The following is a 25903-nucleotide window of genomic DNA, read 5'->3' on the forward strand; positions in this document are numbered from 1 at the left end:
GTTCACCGTGCGGCCGCCCCGGCTTGAGTGCGCTCGTATTCGTCGATCCATGCCGCGGTCTCTTTGTGGAAGTGCCGGATCAGCACCTCTTGGTCGTTGAGCAGGAACTTCTCCACCGCCCCGGTGCCGAGCATGGTGTGGGTGGCCTCCAGGGTGCTGGCGTCCTGCAGGCCGTATTCCTTGAAGGACACCGCCGCGAGTTCCTGGGCGACGCGCTCGCGGGGCGTCCGCGGCTCCGGGAAATACAGCGTGCCCTCGAACACGTGCGAGTCGTGCCCGGTGGGCCAGTAGTGGTAGGTCAGATACCAGCCCTGGCCCCAGAACAGGATGGTGAAGTTGGGGAAGATCTGGAACGAATCCAGGCCCCACGGATCGCATTTCGCGGGGTTGAGCCCCTCGGGCATCGGCCCGATGTCCGGTGGATCCCAGGGCCCGAACAGTCCGCTCTGCAGGATCTCCTCGATGGGTTTGCGCATCTCCGACGGCATCTCCCAGGCCCGTACCCCCGAGGTGCTCACTAGTCGGTGCGGTCCCTCGATCTGATAGTGCGGCGCCTCGAAACCGGCCTGTTCGGCCGCCACCCGAAACGCGGTGGGCGTCTGGTTCCCGTGCAGCACCGGCGCGTGGTAGAACTCCTGGAACGCGTCCAGGAACAGCTTCCAGTTGGAGTTGACCGACGATCGGTACTGCCACCGGGATGTCATCTGCCCGAACGGATATCCCTCCAGCGCGGTGACCATGGGCCCGAGGAATTCGCGTAGCGACTGCTCCGGGGTGGCGGCGAAGTTGACGAAGATGAATCCTTCCCAGACCTCGCAGTGCACCTCGACCAGGCCGTAGCGGCTCTTGTCGAGGTCGAAGAACTCCTCCTCCTGCTGGACGTAGGTCAACGCGCCGTCCAGGTCGTAGCGCCAGGCGTGGTATTTGCAGGTGAACTGCCGACAGTTCCCGCTGGTCTCCTCCAGTGGCATGTCGTCCCACACCAGCTTGTTGCCGCGGTGCCGGCAGACGTTGTGGTAGGCCTTGACCTCGTCGGATCCGTTGCGCACCAGGATGATCGAGGTGTTGACGACCTTGAGTTCCCGGGTGAAGTAGCTGCCCTTGCGGGGAATCTGTTCCACCCGGCCGACATTGAGCCAGGCACGCCGGAAGATCGCCGCGCGCTCCTTTTCGTAGACCTCCGGACTGACCGAATCGGTGTAGGAGACCGGTTCGGTGCCGAGTTCGGGATAGTGCTGGGTCCAACTGCCCTCAGCCGGCTTGGGGAAACGCGCCACGGCCACTCCTGTCCTCACGTCGGGTCACGAGTCGAGATGGCGCCGACGCTATCGACACACCGCTTCAGTGTCAAGTAGTTGATACTTAGCCGACGCGGCGAGCCGGTGCCGCGGATCGGAAGGCCGGATCCGGCTAGGACTGACTCAGCGCCGCGTCCTGGTCGCTCTCGGCCTTGCGGGCGGTGTTGCTCAGCATCTGTTCGACGACGTTCTTGCCCAGCGCACTGTCCTCGGGCAGCTCGATCGGGTACACCCCGTCGAAACAGGCGCAGCACAGCCGCGACCGGGGCTGCTCGGTGGCCGCGATCATGTCGTCCTGGCCGACATAGCCCAGGCTGTCGGCGCCGATGGTGCGCCGCACCGCTTCGACCATCCCGGCTTCGTCCTCGACGGCATTGGCGATCAGCTCCGCCGGCGAGGCGAAGTCGATGCCGTAGAAGCAGGGCCACTTCACCGGCGGGGATGCGATGCGCACGTGCACCTCGACGGCGCCGGCCTCCCGCAGCATGCGCACCAGGGCGCGCTGGGTGTTGCCGCGCACGATCGAGTCGTCGACGACGATGAGCCGCTTGCCGCGGATGATCTCCCGCAGCGGGTTGAGCTTGAGCCGGATCCCGAGCTGGCGAATGGTCTGCGACGGCTGGATGAACGTGCGTCCGACGTAGGCGTTCTTGGTCAGCCCCTGCCCGTAGTCGATGCCGGACTCCTGCGCGTAGCCCACCGCCGCGGGAATCCCGGACTCGGGAACCCCGATGACCAGATCGGCGTCGACGGCGTGCTCGCGGGCCAGCCGGCGTCCGATCTCCACCCGGGTGGCGTGTACCGAGCGGCCGCCGATGGTGGAATCGGGCCGGGCCAGGTAGACGTACTCGAAGACGCAGCCCTTGGGTCCGGGGTTGGCGAACCGGGTGGAACGCACTCCGTCGGCGTCGATCGCCAGCAGCTCGCCGGGCTCGATGTCGCGGACGAACGACGCGCCGACGATGTCCAGCGCCGCGGTCTCCGAAGCCACCACCCAGCCGCGGTCGAGCCGGCCCAGCGACAGCGGCCGCACCCCCCAGGGGTCGCGGGCCGCGTACAGGGTGTTCTCGTCCATGAAGGTCAGGCAGAACGCGCCGCGTGCCGTCGGCAGCAACTCCAGGGCGGCCTGCTCCAGCGAGCTGTCCGCCGAGCCGTGCGCCAGCAGGGCACCCAGAATGTCGGAATCGGTGGTCGCCACGCCCGGGCGGCGGGTGTCGATCAGGCCCAGTTCACGGGCCCGGCCGGCCAACTCCGCGGTGTTCACCAGGTTGCCGTTGTGCCCCAGCGCCACCCCGGTGCCCGCAGCGGTGTTGCGGAAGACCGGTTGGGCGTTCTCCCAGGTGGTGTCGCCGGTCGTGGAGTACCGGCAGTGCCCGACCGCCACGTGGCCCGCCATGGATGCCAGGGTCTGTTCGTCGAACACCTGGCTGACCAGACCGAGGTCCTTGAAGACCAGCACCTGCGAGCCGTCGCCGACTGCGATACCGGCGGCCTCCTGGCCACGGTGTTGCAGCGCATACAGGCCGTAATAAGTGAGCTTCGCTACTTCTTCGCCTGGAGCCCATACACCGAAGACACCGCATTCTTCACGGGGTGCATTCTCAAGGTCTACTACCTGCTGGTCCGGCACGTTTCAGCTGCTCCCGGGGGACGGCGCGAGTGACGGTGATCAGTCTACGGTCAACACGCGTCAAGTTTCACCAACGGCAGCCAATCGGCGATCTCCACCGCCCTGGTGCCGGACAGTCGCAGGGTGCCGGCGGCGGTCGCCCGGTCGGCGTCGAGCAGTCCGGCGGCCAGCCGCAGCCAACTGCGCGGGTCGGTCTCCACGACGTTGGGCGGGGTGCCACGGGTGTGGCGCGGTCCGGCGATGCACTGCACCGCGACGAACGGCGGCACCCGTACCTCGACGCTGGCGCCCGGAGCCAGCTCGGCCAGGGTGCGGGCGGTCAACCGGACCGCTGCGGCCACCTCGGCACGGTCCGGGGCGGGTGCGGTGTCGTCGCGCAGCCAGTCCGCGACGGCCAGGACGGCCGCACGGGTCTGCGCCGGATCGGGCTTCGGGCGCGCGGGGGCCACGGCTCAGTCCAGCGGGTGGGCGGTGAACCACTCCAGCAGCAGCTCGGCCAGCCGATCCGGTTCCAGATCGGGGATCCAGTGCGGAACCCCCGGCAGCACCTCGAAGCGGTAGTCCGCGTCGACGTAGCGGCCGGTGTTGTTCGCGGCCTTGGGGCCCAGCGCGATGTCGTCGTCGCTCCACACATACATCGCCGGAACCGTGGTGCGCCGGGTCGCGATCCGCGGCTTGGACAACGGCAGCCCGCGGTACCAGTTCAGCGCCCCGGTCAGCGCGCCCGGCTCGGTCACCGCCCGCGCGTCCCGCTCGGCCTCGGCGGCGGGCAGTCCGCTGCGCTGCAGGGCGATCGCGGTCCAGCGACCGCTGCCGCGACCGAGCAGCCACTCCGGCAGCCGGGGCAGTTGGATGAAGCCCATGTACCACGACAGCAGGCCCTGACGGCTGGTCAGCAACGACTTGAGGAACGCCGCGGGGTGCGGCACCGACACCGGGGACACCGAGGCCAGCCGTTGCGGCATCGCGCCCGCCACCGCCCACGCCACCACCGCGCCCCAGTCGTGTCCCACCAGGTGCACGCGTTGCGCGCCGGAGGCGTCGATCAACGCACCGATGTCGGCGACGAGTTCACTCAGCCGATAGTCGCGGCGGCGGGGTGGCCGCGCACCCGGTGAATAGCCGCGTTGATCGGGCGCCAGGCATCGGTAACCGGCGGCGGTGAGCCGGTCGATGACGCCGTTCCAGCTGTCCCCGCGCTGCGGGAAGCCGTGCAGCAGGATCACCACGGGTCCGTCGGGCGGCCCGGCGTCGCGGACATCGAAGACCAGACCGTCACGACTGAAACGCTGCATGGGGGAAGCATCCCCCACGCCCGGTCCGCCACGGCGCCGACCCCGCCTCGCGGCCCCCCGCGCCGCCGGCTACCGCCGCTGCAGGGCCGCCCGGATCCGTTCGGTGTCCGACGGGGTCCAGTCCGGCGGCGGCAGCACCGCCACCAGCCCGTCCAGGATGGTGCCGGAGTAGTTGTGGCCGTGCCCGGCCGGCATCTGCTCGCCCTGGAACAGGTCGGCGGTGACCTGGCAGAACGTCACCACCGGGTACCAGCGCATGGAGGCGGTGCGGTCGGCACCGGGCGCCTCGGTCAGCCAGTCCGGCCGGGCGAACAGCAGATCCGGCGACCACCAGACCACCGGGTCGGAGGCGTGCTGCAGGAACAGCACCCGGGTGCCCTCCCACTCCCGCGCGGCGATCTCGGCGATCTCGGCGGGGTCGGTGCCCTGGGCGAACCGGACGGTGCGGCCGTCGTCGTAGCGCGGCAGCACCGCCGGACTGCCCGGGTCGCGCCGCACCAGCAGGGCATGCCAGAGCGGGCTGGCGTGCGGCGGCCCCACCCACAGCACCGCTTCGAAGCCCATCGCCGCGACGTCGGGCAGGTATCCGAACGCGGCCTGGCCCGCCATCGATCCCAGGCTTTCGCCGTAGAGCATCAGCTTGGGCCGGTGCGCCGCGGGCAGGGTTCGCCAGCGGTCGGCGATGGTCTGCACCAGCAACCGGCCGGAGTCCATCGACTTGCGCTGGTCGGCCAGAAAGGAGATCCAGCTCGGCAGATAGGAGTACTGCACGCCGACGATCGCGGTGTCCCCGTTGTAGAGCATCTCCACGGCGTCCGCGGCCGCCGGGTCGATCCACCCGGTCCCGGTGGTGGGCACCACGACCAGCACCCGGCGCTCGAAGGCACGGGTGCGGTCCAACTCGTCGAGCAACAGTTGCATCCGGGCGCGGTCGTCGTCGGCGCTGTGCAGGCCGGCGTAGATCCGGATGGGTTCACGGGCGGGCCGGCCGTTGATGCGGGTGAGTTCGGCCGCGCCCGCTCCCCCGGCCACGAAGCTGCGGCCCTGACTGCCGAGGGTCTCCCACCGCGCCGGTGAGCCCGGGCTGCCGGACCGCTCGGGCTGCTGCGGCCGGCTCACCCCTGCGACGGTGCCGCGGTCCTCGGGCTGGAAGACCGCATTGGCGCCGGCGAAAAATCCGCGGATCAGCACGCCGTTGATCATGGTGATCAGGACCGCGACGACGATCGACGTGCCGATGAACAGGGCGACCTCGCTGTGCAGATGCCACCGCCGGATCAGCAGCCGCGCCACGAGTCGGCTGGCATCGATGAGCACCCGCGCCGCCGCGATCAGCGCGCCACAGACCCCGATCGCGACGCCCAGGGTGCGCAGGTAGCCCAACGTGCCGGGTCCTTGCATGCCCAGCAGGTCGGAGACCTGCCGCTGCCAGCCGGCCGCCGGGATCAGCATCAGCACGCAGCAGGCCGGGGCCGCGATGACCACCGTCGCCTTGAGGGCGAGCAGCACCCGCCGCGGCGGCGGCCACCAACTCGCGCCGCGCAGCACGAACCGATGCACCGCCGCACCGATCAGGACCCCCAGGGCGTAGCCGACCGCGGCGTTGATGCCGCCGATCACCCCCTGGAACAGCCAGTCCCGCGGCAGCAGCGACGGCGTCAGCGACAGGCAGAAGAACAGCGCCCCGAAGGCCAGCCCGACGAACTCGAGCCGCAGCAGGCGCCAAGCCCACACCAGCAACGGATGCCCGGCCGGCGCCTGCATGACGCCGGGCTACCCGAACAGTCCCGGCAGCACCGCTTCGGACGTGCTGCGCAGTTCCGCCAGCGACACGCTGAACTGTCCCTGGACCTCGACCTCCTGGGAGGCCTGGTCCACCACGCCGACGCGGACGGCCGGCAACCCGCGGGCCTCGCACATCGAGCGGAACCGGCTCTCCTCGGTGCGCGGCACCGCGACCAGTACCCGGCCCGCCGACTCCGAGAACAGGAACACGAACGGGTCGGCGTCTTCGGGCAGCAGGATGCGGCAACCGGTTTCACCGGCGATCGACGATTCGACCACGGCCTGGATCAGGCCGCCCTCGCTCAGGTCGTGGGCCGCCGAGACCAGTCCGTCGCGCGATGCCGCGCTCAGCACCTCGGCGAGCAACTGCTCACGCGGCAGGTCGACCGCGGGCGGCAGCCCGCCCAGATGGTCGCCGGTCACCTGCGCCCAGATGGAGCCGTCGAACTCGTCGCGGGTGTCGCCGAGCAGCATCAGCGTCTCGCCCGGTTCGTCGCCGAACGCGGTGGGGATGCGCCGGGCGACGTCGTCGATGACGCCGAGCACCCCGACCACCGGGGTGGGGTGGATCGGGGTGGCACCGGTCTGGTTGTAGAAGCTCACGTTGCCGCCGGTGACCGGGATGCCCAGTTCCGCACAGCCGTCGGCCAGGCCGCGCACCGCCTCGGCGAACTGCCACATCACCCCGGGGTCTTCCGGGGACCCGAAGTTCAGGCAGTTGGTGACGGCGACCGGGGTGGCACCGGTGACCGCGACGTTGCGGTACGCCTCGGCCAGCGCCAGTTGCGCTCCGGTGTAGGGGTCGAGCTTGGTGTAGCGGCCCGAGGCGTCGGTGGAGACGGCGATGCCCCGACCGGAGGCCTCGTCGATACGCAGCATGCCGCCGTCGGCGTGTTCGGCCAGCACCGTGTTGCCGCGCACGTAGCGGTCGTACTGCTCGGTGATGAAAGCCCGGCTGCACAGGTGCGGGCTGGACAGCAGCGCCAGCAGCGTCGCACGCAGTTCGTCGCCGGTGACCGGCCGCGGCAACTTGGTGGAGCGGTCGGCGTTGAGTGCGTCCTGGGTGTCGGGGCGTGCCACCGGGCGCTGGTAGATCGGGCCCTCGTGTGCCACCGTGCGCGGCGGCACGTCGACGACGGTCTGCCCGTACCAGGTGATCTGCAGCCGGTCGCCGTCGGTGACCTCACCGATGACGGTGGCCAGCACGTCCCACTTGGCGCAGACCGCCATGAAGGCGTCCACGTTCTCCGGGGCCACCACGGCGCACATGCGTTCCTGGGACTCGCTGGAGAGCACCTCGGCGGGGTTCATGTTCGCCGCGCGCAGCGGCACCTGCTCCAGCCGGATCGCCATACCGCCGTCACCGGCGGACGCCAACTCGGAGGTGGCGCAGGACAATCCGGCACCGCCGAGGTCCTGGATACCGACCACCAGCTTGGCGGCGTAGAGCTCGAGGCAGCACTCGATGAGCACCTTCTCGGTGAAGGGGTCACCGACCTGCACCGACGGGAGCTTCTTGCGGCCCGCACCGGATTCGTCTCCGCCGAAGGTGTCGCTGGCCAGCACCGACACCCCGCCGATGCCGTCCAGGCCGGTGCGCGCCCCGAACAGGATGATCTTGTTGCCGGCACCGGAGGCGAACGCCAGGTGCAGGTCTTCCTTCTTCAGCACCCCGACACACAGCGCGTTCACCAACGGGTTGCCGGCGTAGCAGGGGTCGAAGACCGTCTCGCCGCCGATGTTGGGCAGCCCGAGGGAGTTGCCGTAGCCGCCGATGCCTCGCACCACTCCGTCGAGCACCCGGCGGGTGTCGGGAGCGTCGGCGGCGCCGAAGCGCAACTGGTCCATCACCGCGACCGGTCGGGCACCCATCGCCATGATGTCGCGCACGATGCCGCCCACTCCGGTGGCCGCACCCTGGTAGGGCTCGACGTAGGAGGGATGGTTGTGCGACTCCACCTTGAAGGTGACCGCCCAGCCGTCGCCGATGTCGACCACGCCGGCGTTCTCCCCGATACCGGCCAGCATCGATGCACGCATCTCGTCGGTGGTGGTCTCGCCGAAGTAGCGCAGGTGCACCTTGGAGGACTTGTAGGAGCAGTGCTCGCTCCACATCACCGAGTACATCGCCAGTTCGGCGTCGGTGGGGCGCCGACCGAGGATGTCGCGGATGCGCTGATACTCGTCGTCTTTGAGGCCCAGCTCAGCGAACGGCTGCGGATGGTCGGGGGTCGACGCGGCGTGCTCGACGGTATCGATGTGTTCAGGGGTCCCGGACGTCACGGCCATGAGTCTAATTGGGCTGGTACGTCGGGCTGACTCAGACTGAAATCGAACTCCGGGAAGTGGGCACCGGTGGCGCGCGGACGGACGGTCCGAGCGCTCAGGGCGCCAGGAACGCCGCGAGCGCCGCAGCGTAGCCGGCCACATCGCGTGCGCCCATCAACTCGCGCGCCGAATGCATCGCCAGTTGCGGAGCACCCACGTCGACGGTGGGGATCCCGGTGCGGGCCGCGCTCATCGGCCCGATGGTCGAACCGCAGGGCAGGTCGGCACGGTGCTCGTAGCGCTGCAAGGCCACCCCGGCCTGATCGCACGCCAGCGCGAACGTGGCGGCGGTACGGCCGTCGGTGGCGTAACGCAGGTTGGGCTGCACCTTGAGGACCGGGCCGGCGTTGATCGCGATCGGGTGGCCCGGCTCGTGCCGCTCCGGGTAGTTGGGGTGGGTGGCGTGCGCCATGTCCGCCGACGCCAGTGTGGAGGCGGACAGCCGGCGCAGCAGATCCTCCCGGTCCCCGCCGGCGGCCAGCGTGATGCGCTCCAAGACGGTCGGCAGGAGGTCCGACTGGGCACCGTGATCCGACGTCGACCCGACCTCCTCGTGGTCGAACAGCACCAGCACCGGCAGGTAACCGCCGGGTTCCGCGGCCAGCAGCGCCTCCAGCCCCGCATAACAACTGGCCTGATTGTCCAGCCGCGGCGCGCTGACGAACTCCTGGCCGACGCCGGTCACCCGCGACGGCGCCAGGTCATGGGTCATCAGGTCGAAGCCCAGCACGTCGGCGGATCGCACCCCGGCCCGTCGCGCGACGTAGTCGAGGAAATCCGGGGACCGGCCATCGCCCCACACCGCGTTGAGGTGGCGCTGCGGATCCACCTTGACCGCGGCGCGGTCCTCGGCGAGATGGATGGCCAACTGCGGCACCCGCAGGATCGGCTCGTCGATGCGGATCAGGTGATGCGTGCCGTCGCGCAGCGACAGCCGACCACTGAGCCCCAGATCGCGGTCCAGCCAGGAATTCAGCCAGGCTCCCCCGTAGGGCGCCAGTGCCACCGTCTGCCAGCCGGCGACCTGCCGTGCAGGACGCTGCTTGACCCGCAGATTCGGGCTGTCGGTGTGCGCGCCGACGATCCGGAACGGCACGTGACCGACGGACTCCGGGCTGTGCTCCGGAGCAATCCAGGCCACCAGGGATCCGGACCGCACCAGGAAGTACCGGCCGGCGGCCGACGGCCAGCGATCGCTCTCGGCCAGTTCCGTGTAGCCCGCCGCCCGCAGTCGCTCCGCCACTGTGACGCAGACGTGAAACGGCGACGGTGAAGCGTTGATGAACTCGCACAATCCGGTTGCGGTGGCCGCCATGAGGTCAAGTCTTTCGCATCCCGACCCCGGCGGGGGCGTTAGGGTCGATACCGTGCCGTCCGTTCAGCCTGTGACCGCGCCCTTGACCTGCGCCGCGATTTTCCTGGTCGTCACCATCGATGAAGGCGGTGAATCGGCGGTCCACGACGCGCTGCCGGACCTGCCCGGGTTGGCGACCGCGCTCGCCTTCCGCGATGCGACCAAGCAGCTGTCGCTGGTGTGCTCGATCGGCTCGGACGCCTGGGATCGGTTGTTCGCCGGCCCGCGGCCCGCGCAACTGCATTCGTTCGTCGAGCTGACCGGCCCGCGGCATCACGCACCGAGCACGCCCGGCGACCTGTTGTTCCACATCCGCGCCGAGACCCTCGACGTCTGCTACGAGTTGGCCCGGCGCATTCTGCGGGTGCTCGGCGACGCGGTCACCGTGGTCGACGAGGTGCACGGCTTCCGGTTCTTCGACAACCGCGACCTGCTCGGCTTCGTCGACGGCACCGAGAACCCGGTCGGCGGCGAGGCGCTCGGGGCCACCGCGATCGGCGACGAGGATCCCGCGTTCGCCGGCGGTAGCTACGTGCACATCCAGAAGTACATCCACGACCTGAGCGGTTGGGAGTCACTGCCGGTCGGTGAGCAGGAGCGGGTGATCGGGCGCACCAAGGCCGACGACATCGAGTTCGATGACGCCACCAAGCCGGCGAACTCGCACATCGCGCTGAACGTGATCACCGACGACGACGGCAACGAACTCGACATCGTCCGGGCGAACATGCCGTTCGGGACGGCCGGCGGAGGCGATGCCGGAACCTATTTCATCGGCTACTCGCGTAACCCGGCGATCACCGAGCAGATGCTGCGCAACATGTTCCTCGGCGACCCGCCCGGCAACACCGACCGCATCCTGGAGTTCTCCACCGCGGTCACCGGCGGGATGTTCTTCACCCCGGCCGCCGACTTCTTCGACGCTCCGCCGCCACTCCCGGGCGGCGCGTCCCCTCCCCCTGTTGAGCCCGTCGAGCCCACCGGCGGCCGCTCACTGAACATCGGCAGCTTGAAAGGAATCCCGCAATGAACAACCTGTACCGCGATCTGGCCCCGGTGACCGAGGCGGCCTGGGCCGACATCGAGCAGGAGGCCGCCCGCACCTTCAAGCGCCACATCGCCGGCCGGCGGGTCGTCGATGTGAGCGATCCGGCCGGACCGACCGCCGCGGCGGTGGGCACCGGACGGCTGACCGGTGTGAGTGCTCCCGCCGCCGGCGTCGAGGCACACCTGCGCGACGCCAAGCCCCTGGTCCGGCTGCGGGTGCCGTTCACCCTGTCGCGTTCGGAGATCGACGACGTGGAACGCGGCGCGCAGGACGCCGACTGGGACCCGGTGAAAGAGGCCGCCAAGAAGCTGGCGTTCGCCGAGGACCGGCTGATCTTCGAGGGCTACCCCGCGGCGTCGGTGCAGGGCATCCGCAGTGCGAGCAGCAATGCCGCCCTGACCCTGCCGGACGACCCCCGCGACATCCCCGACGTCATCGCCCAGGCGCTGTCCGCGCTGCGGCTGGCCGGGGTCGACGGCCCCTACTCGGTGCTGCTGTCGGCGGAGACCTACACCAAGGTCAGTGAGACGTCGGATCACGGCTACCCGATCCGCGAGCACCTGAACCGGTTGGTCGACGGCGACATCATCTGGGCGCCGGCGATCGACGGGGCTTTTGTGCTGGCCACCCGCGGTGGAGATTTCGATCTGCGGCTGGGTACCGATGTGGCGATCGGCTACTCCGCGCATGACGCCGACAGCGTGCAGCTCTACCTGGAGGAGACGCTGACCTTCCTGTGCTACACCGCCGAGGCGGCCGTCGCGCTGAGCTGTTAGCTCGTCGCGCCGGCGGCGAGCACCGCGTCCAGCGCCGAGTAGAACAACCCCAGCCCGTCATCGCTGGGCCCGGTCAGGGCCTCGATGGCGTGTTCGGGGTGCGGCATCAGCCCGACCACCCGGCCGTTGGCCGAACTCACCCCGGCGATGTCGCGCAGTGAACCGTTGATGTTGTCCACGTAGCGGAACACCACCCGGCCCTCGCCCTCGAGTTCGTCGAGCACGGTCTCGGAGGCCACGTAGCGGCCCTCACCGGACTTCAACGGCACCAGCAGGTCGGCGTCGGCGTCGAACCGCGACGTCCAGGCCGTGTCCGTGGAGGCCACCCGCAGCCAGACATCGCGGCAGACGAAGTGCAGGCCGGCGTTGCGGGTCAGCGCGCCGGGCAGCAGGCCCGCCTCGCACAGCACCTGGAACCCGTTGCAGATGCCCAGCACCGGCATGCCCGCGCCGGCCGCCCTGATCACCTCACCCATCACCGGGGCGAACCGGGCGATCGCGCCGCAGCGCAGATAGTCGCCGTAGGAGAACCCGCCCGGAACCACCACGGCGTCGACGCCCTTGAGGTCGGCGTCGGCGTGCCAGAGGCTGACCGGTTCGGCGCCGACGAAGCGGACCGCACGGGCGGCGTCGACGTCGTCGAGGGTGCCGGGGAAGGTGATGACGCCGATCCGGGCGCTCACGAGGTCTCCCGGCTGACGGTGAAGTCTTCGATCACGGTGTTGGCCAGCAGCGACTCGGCGATCTCGGCGAGCGCGGCGTCGTCGACGGAGTCGTCGACCTCGAGCTCGAAACGCTTGCCCTGCCGCACATCCGACACTCCGGTGTGCCCAAGCCGGGAAAGCGCTCCGACGATCGCCTGACCCTGCGGGTCGAGGATCTCGGCTTTGGGCATCACGTGCACAACCACCCGGGCCACGCGCGCTCCCTACTGTCGACGGGGAATCGGTCGGCTCAACAATACCGATGCCCGGCCGGCCGGTTGGGGGCGCACAATCTCTAGGTATGCAACTGACCCACTTCGGCCATTCCTGCCTGCTCGCCGACTTCGGCGATACCACGGTGTTGTTCGACCCCGGCACCTTCTCGCACGGGTTCGAGGGCATCACCGGACTGTCGGCCATCCTGGTCACCCACCAGCACCCCGATCACGCCGACACCACGCGGCTACCGGCGCTGATCGACGCCAATCCGGGGGCCGCGCTCTACGCCGACCCGCAGACCGCCGCCCAGCTGGGCCCGCCCTGGCGTGCGGTGCACGTCGGGGACGCCTTCGACGTCGGTGCGCTGCGGGTGCGCGGGGTGGGCGGGCAGCACGCGGTGATCCACCCGGAGCTGCCGATGATCGACAACATCTCCTACCTGGTCGGCGATGACGCGCATCCGGCCCGGTTGATGCATCCCGGCGACGCGCTGTTCGTGCCCGGCGAACCGGTGGACGTGCTGGCCACCCCGGCGGCGGCACCGTGGATGAAGATCTCCGAGGCGGTCGACTACCTGCGGGCGGTGGCGCCGCGTGCTGCGGTGCCGATCCACCAGGGCATCATCGCCACCGAGGCCCGCGGGATCTACCACAGCCGGCTGGCCGAGATGGGCCGCGCCGACTTTCAGGTGCTGCCCGCCGAGAGCGCGGTCCGGTTCTGACTCAGGCGCTCAACCCCGGGGCCGGTTCCCGGGTCGCATCGATCCGCGGCACCGGCCAGCGGTAGAGCTCCGGCAGGCAGCCGTAGCCCAGTGCGGTGTCCACCGCGTTCAGCATGGCCGCGGCCACCCCCGGTTTGGCCAGTTGGCCGGTACCGACCGACAGCCGCACCACGCCGCCGCGATGCGCGATCCGGTCACTGGTCGCCACCACCATCCGGCACCACCAGGGGGCGGTGAGAAAGCCTGATCCGACACCGATCACCCGGGCGCGCACGGTCTGCCCCGATACCAGGTCGGTGACGCCGTGCAGCCCGGCCAGTAGCCGAAATCCGTTGCGCGGCAGCGCCCGGACCGTGCCCGGCGAGACGTTCCAGCCCGGTGCGGCGAACAGCCGGGTGCGCAGGCCCAGGTGCTCCATGACACGGTCGGCGCCGAGCAGACGCAGGTTCGCCTCGTGGGCGGGCAGTGCGGCGAATTCACCGCGCCGCTTCTTCGTCGCCGCCTCGTCGAAGCCGTGCAGCACGATCGCCGCTCCGGCGGCACGCCGCGCCGCCAGCCAGTCCACGGTGCCCGGATCCCGGTCGAGTCGGTAGTCCGCGCCGAGTCGAGGCGCCACCAACAGGGATACCGGGACATCGCGGGCGTCGAGTTGCGCGCAGAACTCCTCGGCATCGTCGCGGGTGCGCGCCCTGATCCCCGAGAGGGAGACGATCAACTGTCCGGTCACCGCACCAGTGTGGCCGGTTCAGGTGTCGCGCCGGTGACGTCGAAGCAGACGGCGGCCGGCGTTATGGGGTCGCCCGCCGACGGCTGTGGTCGGCCGGGTCGGTGGTGTCGGCTGCGATCGACTTCAACCGGGCCAGGTCGCGCGGATGCAGCCCCGGCGTCTTCTCCAGCGATTCCAGCAACAGACCGGTCTGTTCGCGCAGGGCAGACAGGTGTTCGGGGCGGCCCGCCTCCTTCACATGGGCGATCAGCATCCGCAGCACCCGCAGGATGGTCGCCGCCACCAACGGTTGCCCGGGCGCGGCCTGGCGGAGCTGGTCGAAACCGTGTGCGATGTATTCCTTGGGGTCGAGATCCCAGGGCCGCAACAGGACTCGTCCGTCCGGACCGGCGACGGCCCGCGGTCGCGGCGGCACCGTCAGCACCCGGCGCAGCAGGCTGCCGACCCGAAGGGTCGCCTCCACCGCGGTCGTCGGGTCGTTGATCGCCGCACTGAGCGCGCGCAGCCCGATGTCGACCAGCTGGCGGAACGCGAAATCGATGTCCTCCTGCATGGTGCGGCTGTCGCTGACCACCACCGCGCGGGCCAGCTTGTGGCGCACCCGATCCGGGTTGGCCGGCTCCGGCCAGATCGTGACCAGCGGCTGCCCCAGGTGGATGTAGGCGCCGACCCGGGTGTCCAGCCGGATCGTGGTGCCGGCCGGGATCGCGGCCAGCAGTCGCTCGGCGTGGACCTGGCTGACCCAACCGTTGCCGGGCGAGGTCAGCCGCAGCGCATCCGCCGGCATCTCCATGTCGGCGTCGTGGGCGGGCTGCTCGTGGGCGGCGGCGGCCGCCACGGCGTCGATCACCATCGAGCCTTCGGCCGCGATCTCCCGAACCACCTGGCCGACTTCCAGTCGATGCGCGAGGTGATCGACGTGCGCGATGATCGTGATCACGGTGGCGATGGTCAACACGATCGCCACCGTGACCGTCAACGGCGGCGCGGGCTCCGGCGATGATCCGAGGTCGGGCAGGCTCAACACGCAGTACACGAATGTCGCGACCAGCAAGCCGATCACGACCTGGCTGAGCCGGTCCCGGATGAACCAGCGCATCACCCGCGGGGACAGCTGTGAGCTCGCCAGCTGCAGACTCACGATGGTCAGCGAGAAGATCACACCCGCGGTGGTGATGGTCGCGCCGGCGATCGTCGACAGCATGGTGGTGGCCACCCCGCTGTCCATCTTGAGCAGGAAGCGCGGCGCCGGACCGATGTTGCGATCCGCAATGCGGGTGGCGATCGCCAGCAGCATGCCGCCGAGCACGATCAGCAGTGGCAGCGCGAACAGGCTCTCCCGGAACCGGTAGGCCAGCGCCGCTGATCGCACACTGGGAAAGCGTTCCGATCGGGGCAGCATCAGCCTGGCAACACGGCCTCGATGGCGGCGATCACCTCGGGAGCATCCGGCACCGTGGTGGGCCGGAATCGGTTGACCACCACCGCTCCCGGGGCCAGCAGGAACTTCTCGAAGTTCCACTGCACATCACCCGCGGCGCCCTCGGCGTCGGCGGTCTTGGTCAGTTCGGCATACAGCGGGTGCCGGTCGTCGCCGTTGACGTCGGTCTTGGCCAGCAGCGGGAACGTCACCCCGTAGGTGGTGGAGCAGAACGTCTGAATCTCCTCGGCGGTACCGGGTTCCTGACCCATGAACTGATTGCAGGGCACCCCGAGCACGGTCAGGCCGCGGTCGCCGTAGTCCCGGGCGAGCTTTTCCAGCGCGCCGTATTGCGGGGTGAGTCCGCATTTGGAGGCGACGTTGACGACCAGGACTGCGCGGTCGGCGTAGTCGGCCAGCGAGGTGGGCCGACCGTCAAGGGTGGTCAGAGGGATATCGACGAGGCTCATGGCCGCGACGTTACCCGCAACCGACCGCCTCCAGCAGCCAGGCGTAGGAGAACGCGATCTCCTTCCAGCGTTCGTACCGCCCGGAGATGCCGCCGTGGCCGGCGTTCATCTCGGTTTTGAGCAGCACCGGGTTGTCGTCGGTCTTGGTGCGCCGCAGTTCGGCGACCCATTTCGCGGGTTCGACGTAGTACACCCGGGTGTCGTGCAGCGAGGTCATCGCCAGGACCGGCGGGTAGTCCCGGCGCGCGATGTTCTCATACGGCGAGTAGGACTTCATGTAGAAGTAGACGTCCTTGTCGCCCAACGGGTTTCCCCACTCGTCCCACTCGGTGACCGTCAACGGCAGCGTCGGATCCAAGATGGTGGTCAGCGGATCGACGAAGGGGACCTGCGCCACCACCCCGGCGAACAGGTCCGGCGCCAGGTTGGTCACCGCGCCCATCAGCAGGCCGCCCGCGCTGCCGCCCATCGCCGCGAGTCGGCCGGGCCGGCAGACCCCCGCATCGATCAGGTGACGCCCGACCGCGACGAAGTCGGTGAAGCTGTTCTTCTTCTCCAGTAGCTTGCCGTGCTCGTACCATGCGCGGCCCATCTCACCGCCGCCGCGGACGTGTGCCACGGCGAACACCATGCCCCGGTCCAGCAACGACAGCCGTGCGATGGAGAACTGCGGGTCTTCGCACATCTCGTAGGCGCCGTAGCCGTACAGCAGTGTGGGAGCGGGCAGTTCGACTCCCGCCCGGTGCACGATCGACACCGGGATTCTGGTGCCGTCCTCGGCGTAGGCCCAGTCCCGGTATTCCACGTAGTCGGCGCTGCGGTAGTCACCCAGGACGGGCTGCTCGCGCAGCAGGGTGCGCTCGCCGGTCGCGAGGTCGATGTCGTAGACCCGGACCGGGGTGATGAACGATGTTGCGCCCACCCGTAGTTTCGGCGCATCCCAGTTCGGGTTGGCCGCCAGCCCGCACGACGTCAGTTCGGTGTCGAAGGTGATGTCGCACGGCGTCCCGTAGGTGCCCTCGGCATCGAAAGGCCACAGCTGGATACGGGGCAGTCCTTCGGCGCGGTAGCCGATGACCAGGTGGTGGGCGAACGCATCCACTTCGTCCAGGCGCACGTCGTCGCGGCCGGCGATCAGGGTCTGTTGCGCGGTCGGGTCGGCCGCATTCTCCACGGGCACCTGCACCAGGGTGAAATTCACCGCGCCGTCGTTGTGCAGCATCAGGAACAGGTCCTGGCCGCCGACGATCGCGTGTTCCACGGAGTACTCGACGCCTTCGCGTCGGGGCAGCACCACGGTGAACTCCGCGTGCGGGTCCGCGGCGTCGGCGTAGCGCACCTCGGAGGTGATCGCGGATCCGGAGGCGATCAGCACGTAGGCATCGCTACGGGTCCGCCCGACCGAGAGCCAGAACCGTTCGTCGGCCTCGTGGTAGACCTGCGCGGCGGGCTCGGCGGCACCGATCCGGTAGCGCCACACCGTGTCCGGCCGCCAGGCGTCGTCGACGGTCACGTAGTAGACGGTGCGGTTGTCGGTCGCCCAGGTCACGCCGGCGCCGATCCCGGCGATCTCGTCGCCGAGCAGCTCTCCGGTGGTCAGATCCTTGAACCGCAGGGTGTATCGCTCGTCCCCGACGACGTCGACGGAGTAGGCCAGGATGTTGCCGTCGGGGCTGACACCGGCCGCGCCGAGCGCGAAGAAGTCATGGCCTTCGGCCTCGGCGTTCTGGTCCAACAGCACCTGCTCGCCGGGGATCTCGGTGGTCTCGTCGAGCTGCGGCGGGGTCCAGTCGTCCGGGCCGCCAGCCGGGCAGCGGCATTGGACGCCGTACTGCTTTCCCTCGAAGGTACGCGCGTAGTACCACCAGTCACCGCGCCGCGACGGAACCGATAGATCGGTCTCCTTGGTGCGGGCCTTGATCTCGTCGAAGATGCTCTGCCGCAACGGCTCCAGGTGCGCGGTAGCGGCGTCGGTGTAGGCGTTCTCGGCTTCCAGGTACGCGATCACCTCGGGATCGGATTTGTCGCGCAGCCACTCGTAGGAGTCGACGAAGACGTCCCCGTGGTGGGTGCGGGTCGACTCGACCCGCTTCGCCACCGGCGGTTCGGGTAGCGAAGTCATGCGCCCGGCCCGACCCAGTCGCCGAAGGACAGTCCCGAAATACGTTCGTAGGCTTCGATATAGCGGGCACGGGTCGCGGCGACGATCTCATCGGGCAGCGGCGGGGGCGGCTGGTCTCCGTTGCGATCCCAACCGGATTCCGGGCCGGTGAGCCAGTTGCGGACGAACTGCTTGTCGAAGCTGGCCTGCACCACCCCGGCCCGGTAGTCGTCGGCGGGCCAGTACCGCGACGAGTCGGGGGTGAACACCTCGTCGGCGAGCACCAGGTTGCCATGCTCGTCGACACCGAATTCGAACTTGGTGTCGGCGATGATGATGCCCTTGGTCAGGGCGTGGTCGGCCGCCTGCACATAGGTCTGCAGGGTGCGGTCGCGCAGTTGCCCGGCCCGCACCGGGCCCACCAGGTCGATCACCTGCTCGAACGAGATGTTCTCGTCGTGCTCACCGATCTCGGCCTTGGTGGCCGGCGTGAACAGCGGGTTGAGGAATTTGCTGGCCTCCACCAGCCCGGCGGGCAGCGCGATGCCGCAGACCGCACCGCTGCGCTGGTAGTCGAGCAGACCGGAGCCGGTCAGGTAGCCGCGGGCCACGCATTCCACCGGCATCATCTCGAGCCTGCGGACCACCAGGGCGCGACCCAGCACCTCGTCGGGGATGCGGGGGTCATCCGGCGGGCCGGCCAGGTGGTTGGGAACGTCGACGAGGTCGAAGAAGAAGACGCTCATCGCGGTGAGGATGCGGCCCTTGTCGGGAATCTCGCTGTCCAGGATGTAGTCGAAGGCCGAGATCCGGTCGGTCGCGACGAACAGCAGATGCTGGTCGTCGATCCGGTAGAGTTCGCGGACCTTACCGCTGGCCAGGTGTTGGTATTCGGAGAGCGCGGGACGCGGCATCCGGCCAGCTTAATCGGTGGACCCGGGCCGGCGAAGCCGGGCGCACCGCGATACACACTGTGCTGGGATCGACTCCATGACATCACGGTTGCTGCCCTACGCCACCTCCCCCGGTCGCCTGCTGGCCCAACTGTTCAGCGACGTCGTCGTCGCGACCTGGACCTTCCTGTGGGTGCTGGTCGCGTTGGCGGTGCACGGCGCGGTGACCACGATCGCCGGTGTGGGCAGACAGTTCGAGCGCGGCGCCAACGGCGTCGCGGAGAGCCTCGCGTCGGCCGGCCAGAGCGCGGACCGCATTCCGCTGGTGGGCGATGCGGTGAGCAAACCGCTGACCGCGGCCGGGCAGGCAGCGGTCGAGATCGCCGGTGCGGGGCACGACCTGAACACCACCGCCGGATGGCTGGCCTACCTGCTGGCGGTCGCGGTCGCGGCGCCGCCGATCCTGGCGGTGGCGATGCCGTGGCTGGCGTTGCGACTGCGGTTCTTCCTGCGCAAGCGCGCGGTACTGGCACTGGCCGCCACCCCGGCGGGCACTCAACTGCTGGCGCTGCGCGCGCTGACCAACCGGCCGCTGGGCAGACTGACCGCGGTCTCGCCCGACCCGGTCGGGGCGTGGCGCCACGGCGATCAGGCGGTGATCGGCGGCCTGGCCACCTTGGAGTTGCATGCGGCCGGCCTGGCCCGGCGATTTCGGCGCGGTAATGCCCGCTGAGCGAGACTAACCGCGCCGAAATCGCAAGGGAACCGGGGACGGCCCCGGCTACGTCCGACTTGCATGGACAGCTTCCTGCGGTGTCAGGACGGTGTGATCACCCGCGAGCAGGCATTGGCGTGCGGCCTCTCCCGCTCTGCCATCGGCCGTCGACTCGAATCCGGGCATTGGCGGCGCTGCGGTCCCGGTGTGTACTTTGCCGACGATCGGCCGTTCACCACCGCCGCACGCATTCGCGCCGGGGTGTGGAGCTACGGGCCCGATGCGGTCGCCAGTGGCCTGGCGGCAGCGTGGTGGCACCAACTGATCTCCGCCCCACCGGATTTAGTCGAGGTCACCGTGCCCCGTAATTCCCACGGTCGAGCTCATCGAGGTACCCGGGTAAGGCGCCGGGACCTCTCACCCGCGGATGTCGTCGAACGCCGGGGACTGCAGATCACCGGACTCGCCCTGACAACGGTTGAAGCCGCTGCCCGTCGTGGTGGGGGACCCAAAGTGATGGACACCGCGCTGCAGCGCCATACCGAGTTGCCGTACCTGTGGCGCGCCCACCTGCGTAACGCGGGCCGATACGGTTCCCCGTCGGCCCGCCGGATGCTGTGGGCAGCGGAGAGCGGCGCACTGTCGCAGGCCGAACGAATGCTGGTCCGCCTGTTGCGCGATGCCGGGATCACGGGATGGGTGGCGAACTATCGATTAGGCCGCTACAAGGTGGACGTCGCCTTTCCCGACATCAGGGTCGGTATCGAAGTCGACGGGTGGGCGCATCACAGTAGCCCGGACCAATTCGAGGGTGACCGGGTACGGCAGAACCAGATCGTGTTGCGGGGTTGGACGGTGCTCCGGTTCACCTGGCTGGACCTTGTCACTACCCCGGACCGGGTAATTGCCGAGATTCGTTATGCGATTTCGGCGCGGTAATGCCCGCTGAGCGAGACTAACCGCGCCGAAATCGCAACTACGGCGTTAGCTCCACCATCAGGTGCCGCATCCCGGTGTGCCGGTTGCTGCGCGCCCACTCCACCGGCGCCACCACCGTCGCCCCGCCGAACCGGGCCAGCAGCTCTTCGTAGACCACCCGCAGTTCCAACCGGGCCAGGTGCGCACCCAGGCAGAAGTGCGCACCATGCCCGAATCCGATGTGCGGGTTGGGTTTGCGGGTGATGTCGAACCGATCGGCGCGCTCGAAGACCGCCGGGTCACGGTTGGCCGAGCCCTCCCAGACCAACACCTTCTGGCCGGCTTCGATCCGCTGGCCGCCCAGCACGGCGTGCCGGGTGGCGGTGCGCCGCTTCGAGGGGGCCGGCGAACTCCAGCGGATGATCTCCTCGATGGCGGTGGGCAACAGCCCGGGATCGGCGCGCAGCAACCGGTACTGGTCGGGATGGCCGGCCAGCGCCAGCAGCCCGCCGGCGATGGCGTTTCGGGTCGTCTCGGCGCCCGCACTGAACAGCAACTGGAAGAACAGGTAGACCTCGAGGTCGGACAGTTCGGGATCGGTCGAGTTGGCGACCACCGAGAGCATGTCGTCGCACGGCCGCGCGCGTTTGGCGGCGATCAACTCCCGCCCGAAGGTGTAGACCCGGTTGCCCGCGTCCTCGATGGACATCCGCTGCACCACCGCCGAACGCGACCCGCGGAAGTCGAAGCTGGGTTCGATCGCCTCGAACAGCCAGTGCCGGTCGGATTCGGGAACACCGAGCAGGATGCAGATCATCTGCATCGGCACCTCGGCGGCCACGTCGACCAGGAAGTCGAAGGCGACGCCGGGTTCGACGTCGTCGAGCAGCGCTCGCGCCCGGCGACGCAGGTCTTCCTCGACCCGGCGGATCATCCGCGGGGTGAGCCCGGAGCTGACCAGTTTGCGGACCTGGGCGTGCCGCGGGTCGTCCATCATGTTCAGCAGCTGACCCGCGATCGGCAGGTCTTGCAGCACGGTGCCGCCGAACGGCCGCTCCCCGCCGGTCACCGACGAATAGGTCTGCGCGTCGCGGAGCACTTCGAGGGTTTCGGCGTGGGTGGCCACCGACCAGAAGCCCTCGCCGTCCGGGGTGTGCACGGTGGGTTCGTGCCAGAACACCGGGGCGACCCGGCGGTGCAGCGCGAACAGTTCGTGCGGGAATCCGTCGGCGAAGTTGTCCAGATCGGTGAAGTCGATCCCCGCGAGTTCCCGGACTCCCATGACGGCTACAGGATCGCGCCGGGACTGTAGCCGGCGGCCGACGGGTACCGGTCGACGAGTTCGGTGACCTGTGCGGCCACCCGGTCGACCTGGTCGGCGGCCGCGCCGGTGAACGCCTGGCGGTCGCCGAGCGCCGCATCCAGTGCGGCCCGGTCCAGCGGCAGCCGTTCATCGGCGGCCAACCGGTCCAGCAGGTCCGGTTCGGCGCCCCGTTCGCGCATCGCCAGCGCGACGGCCACCGCGTGTTCTTTGATCACTTCGTGAGCGGCCTCGCGCCCCACCCCGGCCCGCACCGCCGCGATCAGCACCTTGGTGGTGGCCAGGAACGGTAGATAGCGGTCCAGTTCGCGGGTGATCACCGCCGGGTAGGCGCCGAACTCGTCGAGGACGGTCAAGAAGGTCTCGGTCTGCCCGTCGAGGGCGAAGAACGCATCGGGCAGCGCGACCCGACGCACCACCGAGCAGAACACGTCGCCTTCGTTCCACTGCGCGCCGGCCAGTTCGGCGGCCATCGACGCGTAACCGCGTAGCACCACCTGCAGGCCGTTGACCCGCTCACAGCTGCGGGTGTTCATCTTGTGCGGCATCGCCGACGAGCCCACCTGACCGGGCGCGAAACCCTCGGTGACCAGTTCGTGGCCGGCCATCAGGCGGATGGTCTGCGCCAGCGACGACGGTCCGGCGCCCAGTTGTACCAGTGCCGAGACGACGTCGTGGTCCAGCGAACGGGGGTAGACCTGCCCGACGCTGGTCAGCACCGCGGAGAAGCCGAGGAACTCGGCGACCCGACGCTCCAGTTCGGCGAGCTTGGCGGTGTCGCCGTCGAACAGGTCCAGCATGTCCTGGGCGGTGCCCATCGGGCCCTTGATGCCGCGCAACGGGTAGCGGTCGATCAGTTCACGTACCCGGGTCAGCGCGACCAGGGTCTCCTCGGCGGCCGAGGCGAACCGCTTCCCCAGGGTGGTGGCCTGCGCGGCGACGTTGTGGCTGCGTCCGGCCATCACCAGGTCGCGGTAGGCGACCGCGTGACGGACCAGGCGGGCGGCCACCGCGACACCGTGGTCGTGCACCAGTTGCAGGGACTGGCGGATCTGCAGCTGCTCGACGTTCTCGGTCAGGTCCCGGCTGGTCATGCCCTTGTGGATGTGCTCGTGGCCGGCGAGTGCGTTGAACTCCTCGATGCGGGCCTTCACGTCGTGGCGGGTGATGCGCTCGCGAGCCGCGATCGAGGCCAGGTCGACGTTGTCAAGGACGGCTTCGTAGTCGGCGACGGCCTGCTCGGGCACCGGTACGCCCAGCTCGGACTGGGCACGCAGCACCGCCAGCCACAGTCGGCGTTCGGCGACGATCTTGGACTGCGGCGACCAGATGTCGGTCAGCGCGGTGCTCGCGTAGCGGGTGGCCAGAACGTTGGGGATGCTCACGAGCAGTTAGCTTACGGTCGTCTCCCCGGCTCCGATCACCGCAAGGGGGCCGCGCCCCACCGCCAGCGAGATCGCCGCATCGATGAGGTATTCGGCGACGACCTGCGCGGCATGCCAGGACGGCAGTTGTTCGCAGATGAAGGCGGGGTTGGTCCGGGTGGCGCGGCGCATCATGTGGTGGCAGCCCGGCGCGAACTGCACGCGGTGGACGGTCACATCGTCGGCGTGACCGACGAGCGGATAGGGGTTCTGGGTGTAGCGGATGCACGCACCGGTGCGGTCGATTCCGTAACCGGCCCGGGCCTGCTCCCCGCGATCGACGGTGAGCGGCCAGAAGTGCGGTGCGATGTCGAAGGACCGCACGATCTCCCGCCTGGGTCCGACCGGCACGTGGCGGGTGAACGAACGAATCCGGCAGCGGGTGGCGATGTCGTAGGGGCGCACCCGGTTGTCGAGCATGAGCCCGAGGAACACCTCGGTCGCTATCCGAACCGCCGGTGGCCGGTCGTCGTGAACCCGGGGTCGGTGCAGGGAGTTCTCCTGATGTCCGAAGATCAGCCGCCTCCCCTGCTTTCCATCGCCTTCCGGCAAACATCCGACAGAACCATAGTCTTTCACAGACTGCCAGTCGGTAATTACGATCTGCCCGATGGCCAATGACAAGTCGACTCGGCGGAGCATGTATGCCGAGCTCACCCGGACCGCGGTGCTCGACGCGTCCCGGTCGTTGTTCGTGGCCAAGGGATACGACGCAACCTCGGTCGACGAAATCGCGCACGAATCGCAAACCAGCAAGGGCGCGGTCTACCACCACTTCCGGAACAAGCAGGAGATCTTCGCCGAAGTGTTCCGGGCCAGTCAGGCCGAGATCATGCAGGCCGTGCTCCCACGGGCACTGGAGTCCTCACCCGCCGATGCCGGCCCGTGGCAGCAGGCGTTGATGGCGGTGAGCGCGGTACTGCACTGCTACGTCGACAACCACGACGCACGGGTACTGCTACGCGAGTCAGCGAGTGCCCTGGGCTGGGACCGCAAACAGACCGTCGACGAGGAGATGGCGCTACCGCTGCTACGTGCGGTGCTCGACGAACTGATCGAAACCGGCGAACTCAAGCCGGTGCCGGTGGGCGTCACCGCCGAACTGCTCTACGCCCTGCTGAGCAAGACCGGCCCCATGATCGCCGCCGCCGAGGATCCCGCCCGCGCGGTCAGCGAGATCGAACCGGTGCTGTTCGCCCTGCTGGGCGGCCTGCATCGCGAACCGACGGACGCGGCGGGCCGGAGCAAACGACTCAACTTCGCTCGGCCCCCGCAGGACTAGCAGCGCCTACAGCGCGTGCAGGATGTCCTCGACCCGGTCCTTGGCATCGCCGAACAGCATCGCGGAGTTCTGCCGGAAGAACAGCGGGTTCTGCACGCCGGCGTAACCGGACGCCATGGACCGCTTGAAGACGATCACGTTGTCGGCCTCCCACACGGTCAGCACCGGCATGCCCGCGATCGGGCTGGACGGGTCCTCGGCAGCGGCCGGGTTGACGGTGTCGTTGGCACCGATGACCAGGACGACGGAGGTGTCGCCGAAGTCGTCGTTGATCTCGTCCATCTCCAGCACGATGTCGTAGGGCACCTTGGCCTCGGCCAGCAGCACGTTCATATGACCGGGCAGTCGGCCGGCGACCGGGTGGATGCCGAAGCGCACGTTGACGCCGCGGTCGCGCAGCTTGCGGGTGAGCTCGGCGACCCCGTACTGAGCCTGCGCGACGGCCATACCGTAGCCGGGGGTGATGATCACCGAGTCGGCACCGGCCAGCAGTTCGGCCACGCCCTCGGCGGTGATCTCGCGGTGCTCGCCATAGTCCTTGTCGTCGGCCGGGCCGGCCTCGATGCCGAAGCCGCCGGCGATCACCGAGATGAACGACCGGTTCATCGCCTTGCACATGATGTAGGACAGGTAGGCACCCGAGGAGCCCACCAACGCGCCGGTGATGATCAGCAGGTCGTTGGAGAGCAGGAAGCCCGACGCCGCGGCGGCCCAACCGGAGTAGCTGTTGAGCATCGAGACCACGACGGGCATGTCGCCACCGCCGATCGAGGCCACCAGGTGCCAGCCCAGCAGCAGCGCCAGCACGGTCACCCCGACCAGCAGCCACAGCTGGACCTGGACGTCATCGGTGACGATGAACCACACGGTCAGCGCCGCGAACAGCACCAGCGCGCCGACATTGAGGAAGTTCTTGCCGGGCAGCATCAGCGGGTTGGACTTCATCCGCGCCGACAGCTTGAGGTTGGCCACGATGGAACCGGTGAAGGTGACCGCGCCGATGAACACTCCGATGAACACCTCGGCGGAGTGGATGCCCAGCATGTGGTCGCCGACCAGCTTGACGGCCTCGGCCCCGTTCGGGTCGGCTTCGACGTGCAGGTAGCCGTTCCAGCCGACCAGCACCGCGGCCAGACCGACGAAGGAGTGCAGCAGCGCGATCAGCTCGGGCATGCCGGTCATCTCGACGACGCGGGCCCGCCACAGTCCGATCGCCGCGCCGATGGCCATGGCGCCGACCAGTAGGCCCAGCCCCAGCGGCTCGATCTCCTTGTTGACGGCCAGCACGACGGTCGCGATCAGCGCCACCGCCATACCGGCCATACCGAAGGCGTTACCGGCCTTGGACGTCTCATGCTTGGAGAGTCCGGCCAGGGCCAGGATGAACAGCAGGGCCGCGACGACGTACGCCGCGTTCGCGATGTTCACGATGGTTTCTGCATTGAACATGGAAATTTCCGTTCCAGAGTTGTCC

At 69.1% G+C, this 25903-nt stretch carries 24 protein-coding genes; 6 read left to right on the forward strand and 18 right to left on the reverse strand.

Going from position 1 to position 25903, the window contains the following annotated elements:
* Positions 1–2: 2 nt before the first annotated feature.
* The 7 genes from RCP38_RS16515 to RCP38_RS16545 all read right to left on the reverse strand — a co-directional run bounded on the left by RCP38_RS16515 (position 3) and on the right by RCP38_RS16545 (position 9651).
* Entirely contained in the window at positions 3–1277 is a 1275-nt protein-coding gene (locus tag RCP38_RS16515; protein ID WP_308473998.1) for an aromatic ring-hydroxylating oxygenase subunit alpha, read from the reverse strand.
* A 133-nt stretch (positions 1278–1410) separates the two neighbouring features.
* Positions 1411–2928 carry an amidophosphoribosyltransferase gene (gene purF, locus RCP38_RS16520; RefSeq protein ID WP_308473999.1) on the reverse strand — a complete coding sequence of 506 codons (1518 nt, stop codon included), beginning with the start codon at positions 2926–2928 and terminating at the stop codon, positions 1411–1413.
* A 50-nt stretch (positions 2929–2978) separates the two neighbouring features.
* Positions 2979–3377, reverse strand: a complete 399-nt coding sequence (locus RCP38_RS16525; RefSeq protein WP_308474000.1) for a sterol carrier family protein — start codon at positions 3375–3377, stop codon at positions 2979–2981.
* A gap of 3 nt (positions 3378–3380) precedes the next feature.
* Entirely contained in the window at positions 3381–4223 is an 843-nt protein-coding gene (locus tag RCP38_RS16530; RefSeq protein WP_308474001.1) for an alpha/beta fold hydrolase, read from the reverse strand.
* Positions 4224–4292: 69 nt separating this feature from the next.
* Positions 4293–5987, reverse strand: a complete 1695-nt coding sequence (locus RCP38_RS16535; protein ID WP_308474002.1) for an alpha/beta hydrolase — start codon at positions 5985–5987, stop codon at positions 4293–4295.
* A gap of 9 nt (positions 5988–5996) precedes the next feature.
* The gene (gene purL / locus RCP38_RS16540) at positions 5997–8297 is read right to left on the reverse strand and encodes a phosphoribosylformylglycinamidine synthase subunit PurL (protein WP_308474003.1); all 2301 of its coding nucleotides are present in this window, start codon (positions 8295–8297) and stop codon (positions 5997–5999) included.
* Positions 8298–8391: 94 nt separating this feature from the next.
* Positions 8392–9651 carry a M18 family aminopeptidase gene (locus RCP38_RS16545; protein ID WP_308474004.1) on the reverse strand — a complete coding sequence of 420 codons (1260 nt, stop codon included), beginning with the start codon at positions 9649–9651 and terminating at the stop codon, positions 8392–8394.
* Between RCP38_RS16545 and RCP38_RS16550 the strand changes: the two genes are divergently transcribed.
* Together RCP38_RS16550 and RCP38_RS16555 are read left to right on the forward strand one after the other, a co-directional pair.
* Positions 9650–10720, forward strand: coding sequence for a Dyp-type peroxidase (locus tag RCP38_RS16550; RefSeq protein ID WP_308474005.1), 1071 nt, complete (start codon positions 9650–9652; stop codon positions 10718–10720). The two genes, RCP38_RS16545 and RCP38_RS16550, sit on opposite strands and share 2 nt — an antisense overlap.
* Positions 10717–11514, forward strand: coding sequence for a family 1 encapsulin nanocompartment shell protein (locus RCP38_RS16555; protein WP_308474006.1), 798 nt, complete (start codon positions 10717–10719; stop codon positions 11512–11514). The genes RCP38_RS16550 and RCP38_RS16555 overlap by 4 nt, the downstream gene beginning before the upstream one ends.
* Here the strand turns inward: RCP38_RS16555 and purQ are convergent.
* Together purQ and purS are read right to left on the reverse strand one after the other, a co-directional pair.
* On the reverse strand, positions 11511–12197 hold the full coding sequence (gene purQ / locus RCP38_RS16560) for a phosphoribosylformylglycinamidine synthase subunit PurQ (protein WP_308474007.1): 687 nt from the start codon (positions 12195–12197) through the stop codon (positions 11511–11513). The two genes, RCP38_RS16555 and purQ, sit on opposite strands and share 4 nt — an antisense overlap.
* A complete protein-coding gene (purS, locus tag RCP38_RS16565) occupies positions 12194–12433 on the reverse strand; it encodes a phosphoribosylformylglycinamidine synthase subunit PurS (RefSeq protein WP_308474008.1) in 240 nt (79 codons plus the stop codon). The genes purQ and purS overlap by 4 nt, the downstream gene beginning before the upstream one ends.
* Positions 12434–12519: 86 nt before the next feature.
* On the opposite strand from purS, the gene RCP38_RS16570 reads away from it, so the two are divergent.
* Positions 12520–13158, forward strand: a complete 639-nt coding sequence (locus RCP38_RS16570; protein ID WP_308474009.1) for an MBL fold metallo-hydrolase — start codon at positions 12520–12522, stop codon at positions 13156–13158.
* 1 nt (position 13159) lies between these two features.
* Here the strand turns inward: RCP38_RS16570 and RCP38_RS16575 are convergent, their stop codons facing one another.
* The 5 genes from RCP38_RS16575 to RCP38_RS16595 form a co-directional block, all read right to left on the reverse strand.
* A complete protein-coding gene (locus RCP38_RS16575) occupies positions 13160–13885 on the reverse strand; it encodes a DUF2334 domain-containing protein (RefSeq protein WP_308474010.1) in 726 nt (241 codons plus the stop codon).
* A gap of 61 nt (positions 13886–13946) precedes the next feature.
* Positions 13947–15287 (reverse strand): DUF2254 domain-containing protein, encoded by a 1341-nt coding sequence (locus RCP38_RS16580; RefSeq protein WP_308474011.1) that lies wholly within the window; start codon positions 15285–15287, stop codon positions 13947–13949.
* The gene (locus RCP38_RS16585; RefSeq protein WP_308474012.1) at positions 15287–15775 is read right to left on the reverse strand and encodes a glutathione peroxidase; all 489 of its coding nucleotides are present in this window, start codon (positions 15773–15775) and stop codon (positions 15287–15289) included. Before RCP38_RS16585 ends, RCP38_RS16580 begins: the two co-directional genes overlap by 1 nt.
* 10 nt (positions 15776–15785) lie before the next feature.
* Positions 15786–17897 (reverse strand): S9 family peptidase, encoded by a 2112-nt coding sequence (locus tag RCP38_RS16590; RefSeq protein ID WP_308474013.1) that lies wholly within the window; start codon positions 17895–17897, stop codon positions 15786–15788.
* Positions 17894–18790, reverse strand: coding sequence for a phosphoribosylaminoimidazolesuccinocarboxamide synthase (locus tag RCP38_RS16595; RefSeq protein WP_308474014.1), 897 nt, complete (start codon positions 18788–18790; stop codon positions 17894–17896). The genes RCP38_RS16590 and RCP38_RS16595 overlap by 4 nt, the downstream gene beginning before the upstream one ends.
* Before the next feature lie 76 nt (positions 18791–18866).
* Between RCP38_RS16595 and RCP38_RS16600 the strand changes: the two genes are divergently transcribed.
* Positions 18867–19502, forward strand: coding sequence for a hypothetical protein (locus RCP38_RS16600; RefSeq protein ID WP_308474015.1), 636 nt, complete (start codon positions 18867–18869; stop codon positions 19500–19502).
* Positions 19503–19565: 63 nt separating this feature from the next.
* On the forward strand, positions 19566–20423 hold the full coding sequence (locus RCP38_RS16605; protein WP_308474016.1) for a DUF559 domain-containing protein: 858 nt from the start codon (positions 19566–19568) through the stop codon (positions 20421–20423).
* Positions 20424–20460: 37 nt separating this feature from the next.
* Here the strand turns inward: RCP38_RS16605 and RCP38_RS16610 are convergent, their stop codons facing one another.
* From RCP38_RS16610 to RCP38_RS16620, 3 genes are read right to left on the reverse strand one after another with little or no spacing between them, the layout of a single operon-like run.
* Entirely contained in the window at positions 20461–21684 is a 1224-nt protein-coding gene (locus RCP38_RS16610) for a cytochrome P450 (RefSeq protein WP_308474017.1), read from the reverse strand.
* Between the two features lie 5 nt (positions 21685–21689).
* Positions 21690–23108: an adenylosuccinate lyase gene (gene purB / locus RCP38_RS16615; RefSeq protein WP_308474018.1), complete on the reverse strand. Its 1419-nt coding sequence runs from the start codon at positions 23106–23108 to the stop codon at positions 21690–21692.
* 6 nt (positions 23109–23114) lie between these two features.
* The gene (locus RCP38_RS16620) at positions 23115–23771 is read right to left on the reverse strand and encodes a hypothetical protein (protein ID WP_308474019.1); all 657 of its coding nucleotides are present in this window, start codon (positions 23769–23771) and stop codon (positions 23115–23117) included.
* Here RCP38_RS16620 and RCP38_RS16625 point away from each other — a divergent pair.
* Positions 23758–24429, forward strand: a complete 672-nt coding sequence (locus RCP38_RS16625; RefSeq protein ID WP_308474020.1) for a TetR/AcrR family transcriptional regulator — start codon at positions 23758–23760, stop codon at positions 24427–24429. The two genes, RCP38_RS16620 and RCP38_RS16625, sit on opposite strands and share 14 nt — an antisense overlap.
* Positions 24430–24435: 6 nt before the next feature.
* On the opposite strand, the gene pntB is transcribed toward RCP38_RS16625, so the two are convergent.
* On the reverse strand, positions 24436–25878 hold the full coding sequence (gene pntB / locus RCP38_RS16630; protein WP_308474021.1) for a Re/Si-specific NAD(P)(+) transhydrogenase subunit beta: 1443 nt from the start codon (positions 25876–25878) through the stop codon (positions 24436–24438).
* Positions 25879–25903: the final 25 nt, after the last annotated feature.

Source organism: Mycolicibacter sp. MU0083 (assembly GCF_963378075.1).
In the GTDB taxonomy this organism is placed as follows: Bacteria; Actinomycetota; Actinomycetes; order Mycobacteriales; family Mycobacteriaceae; genus Mycobacterium; species Mycobacterium kokjensenii.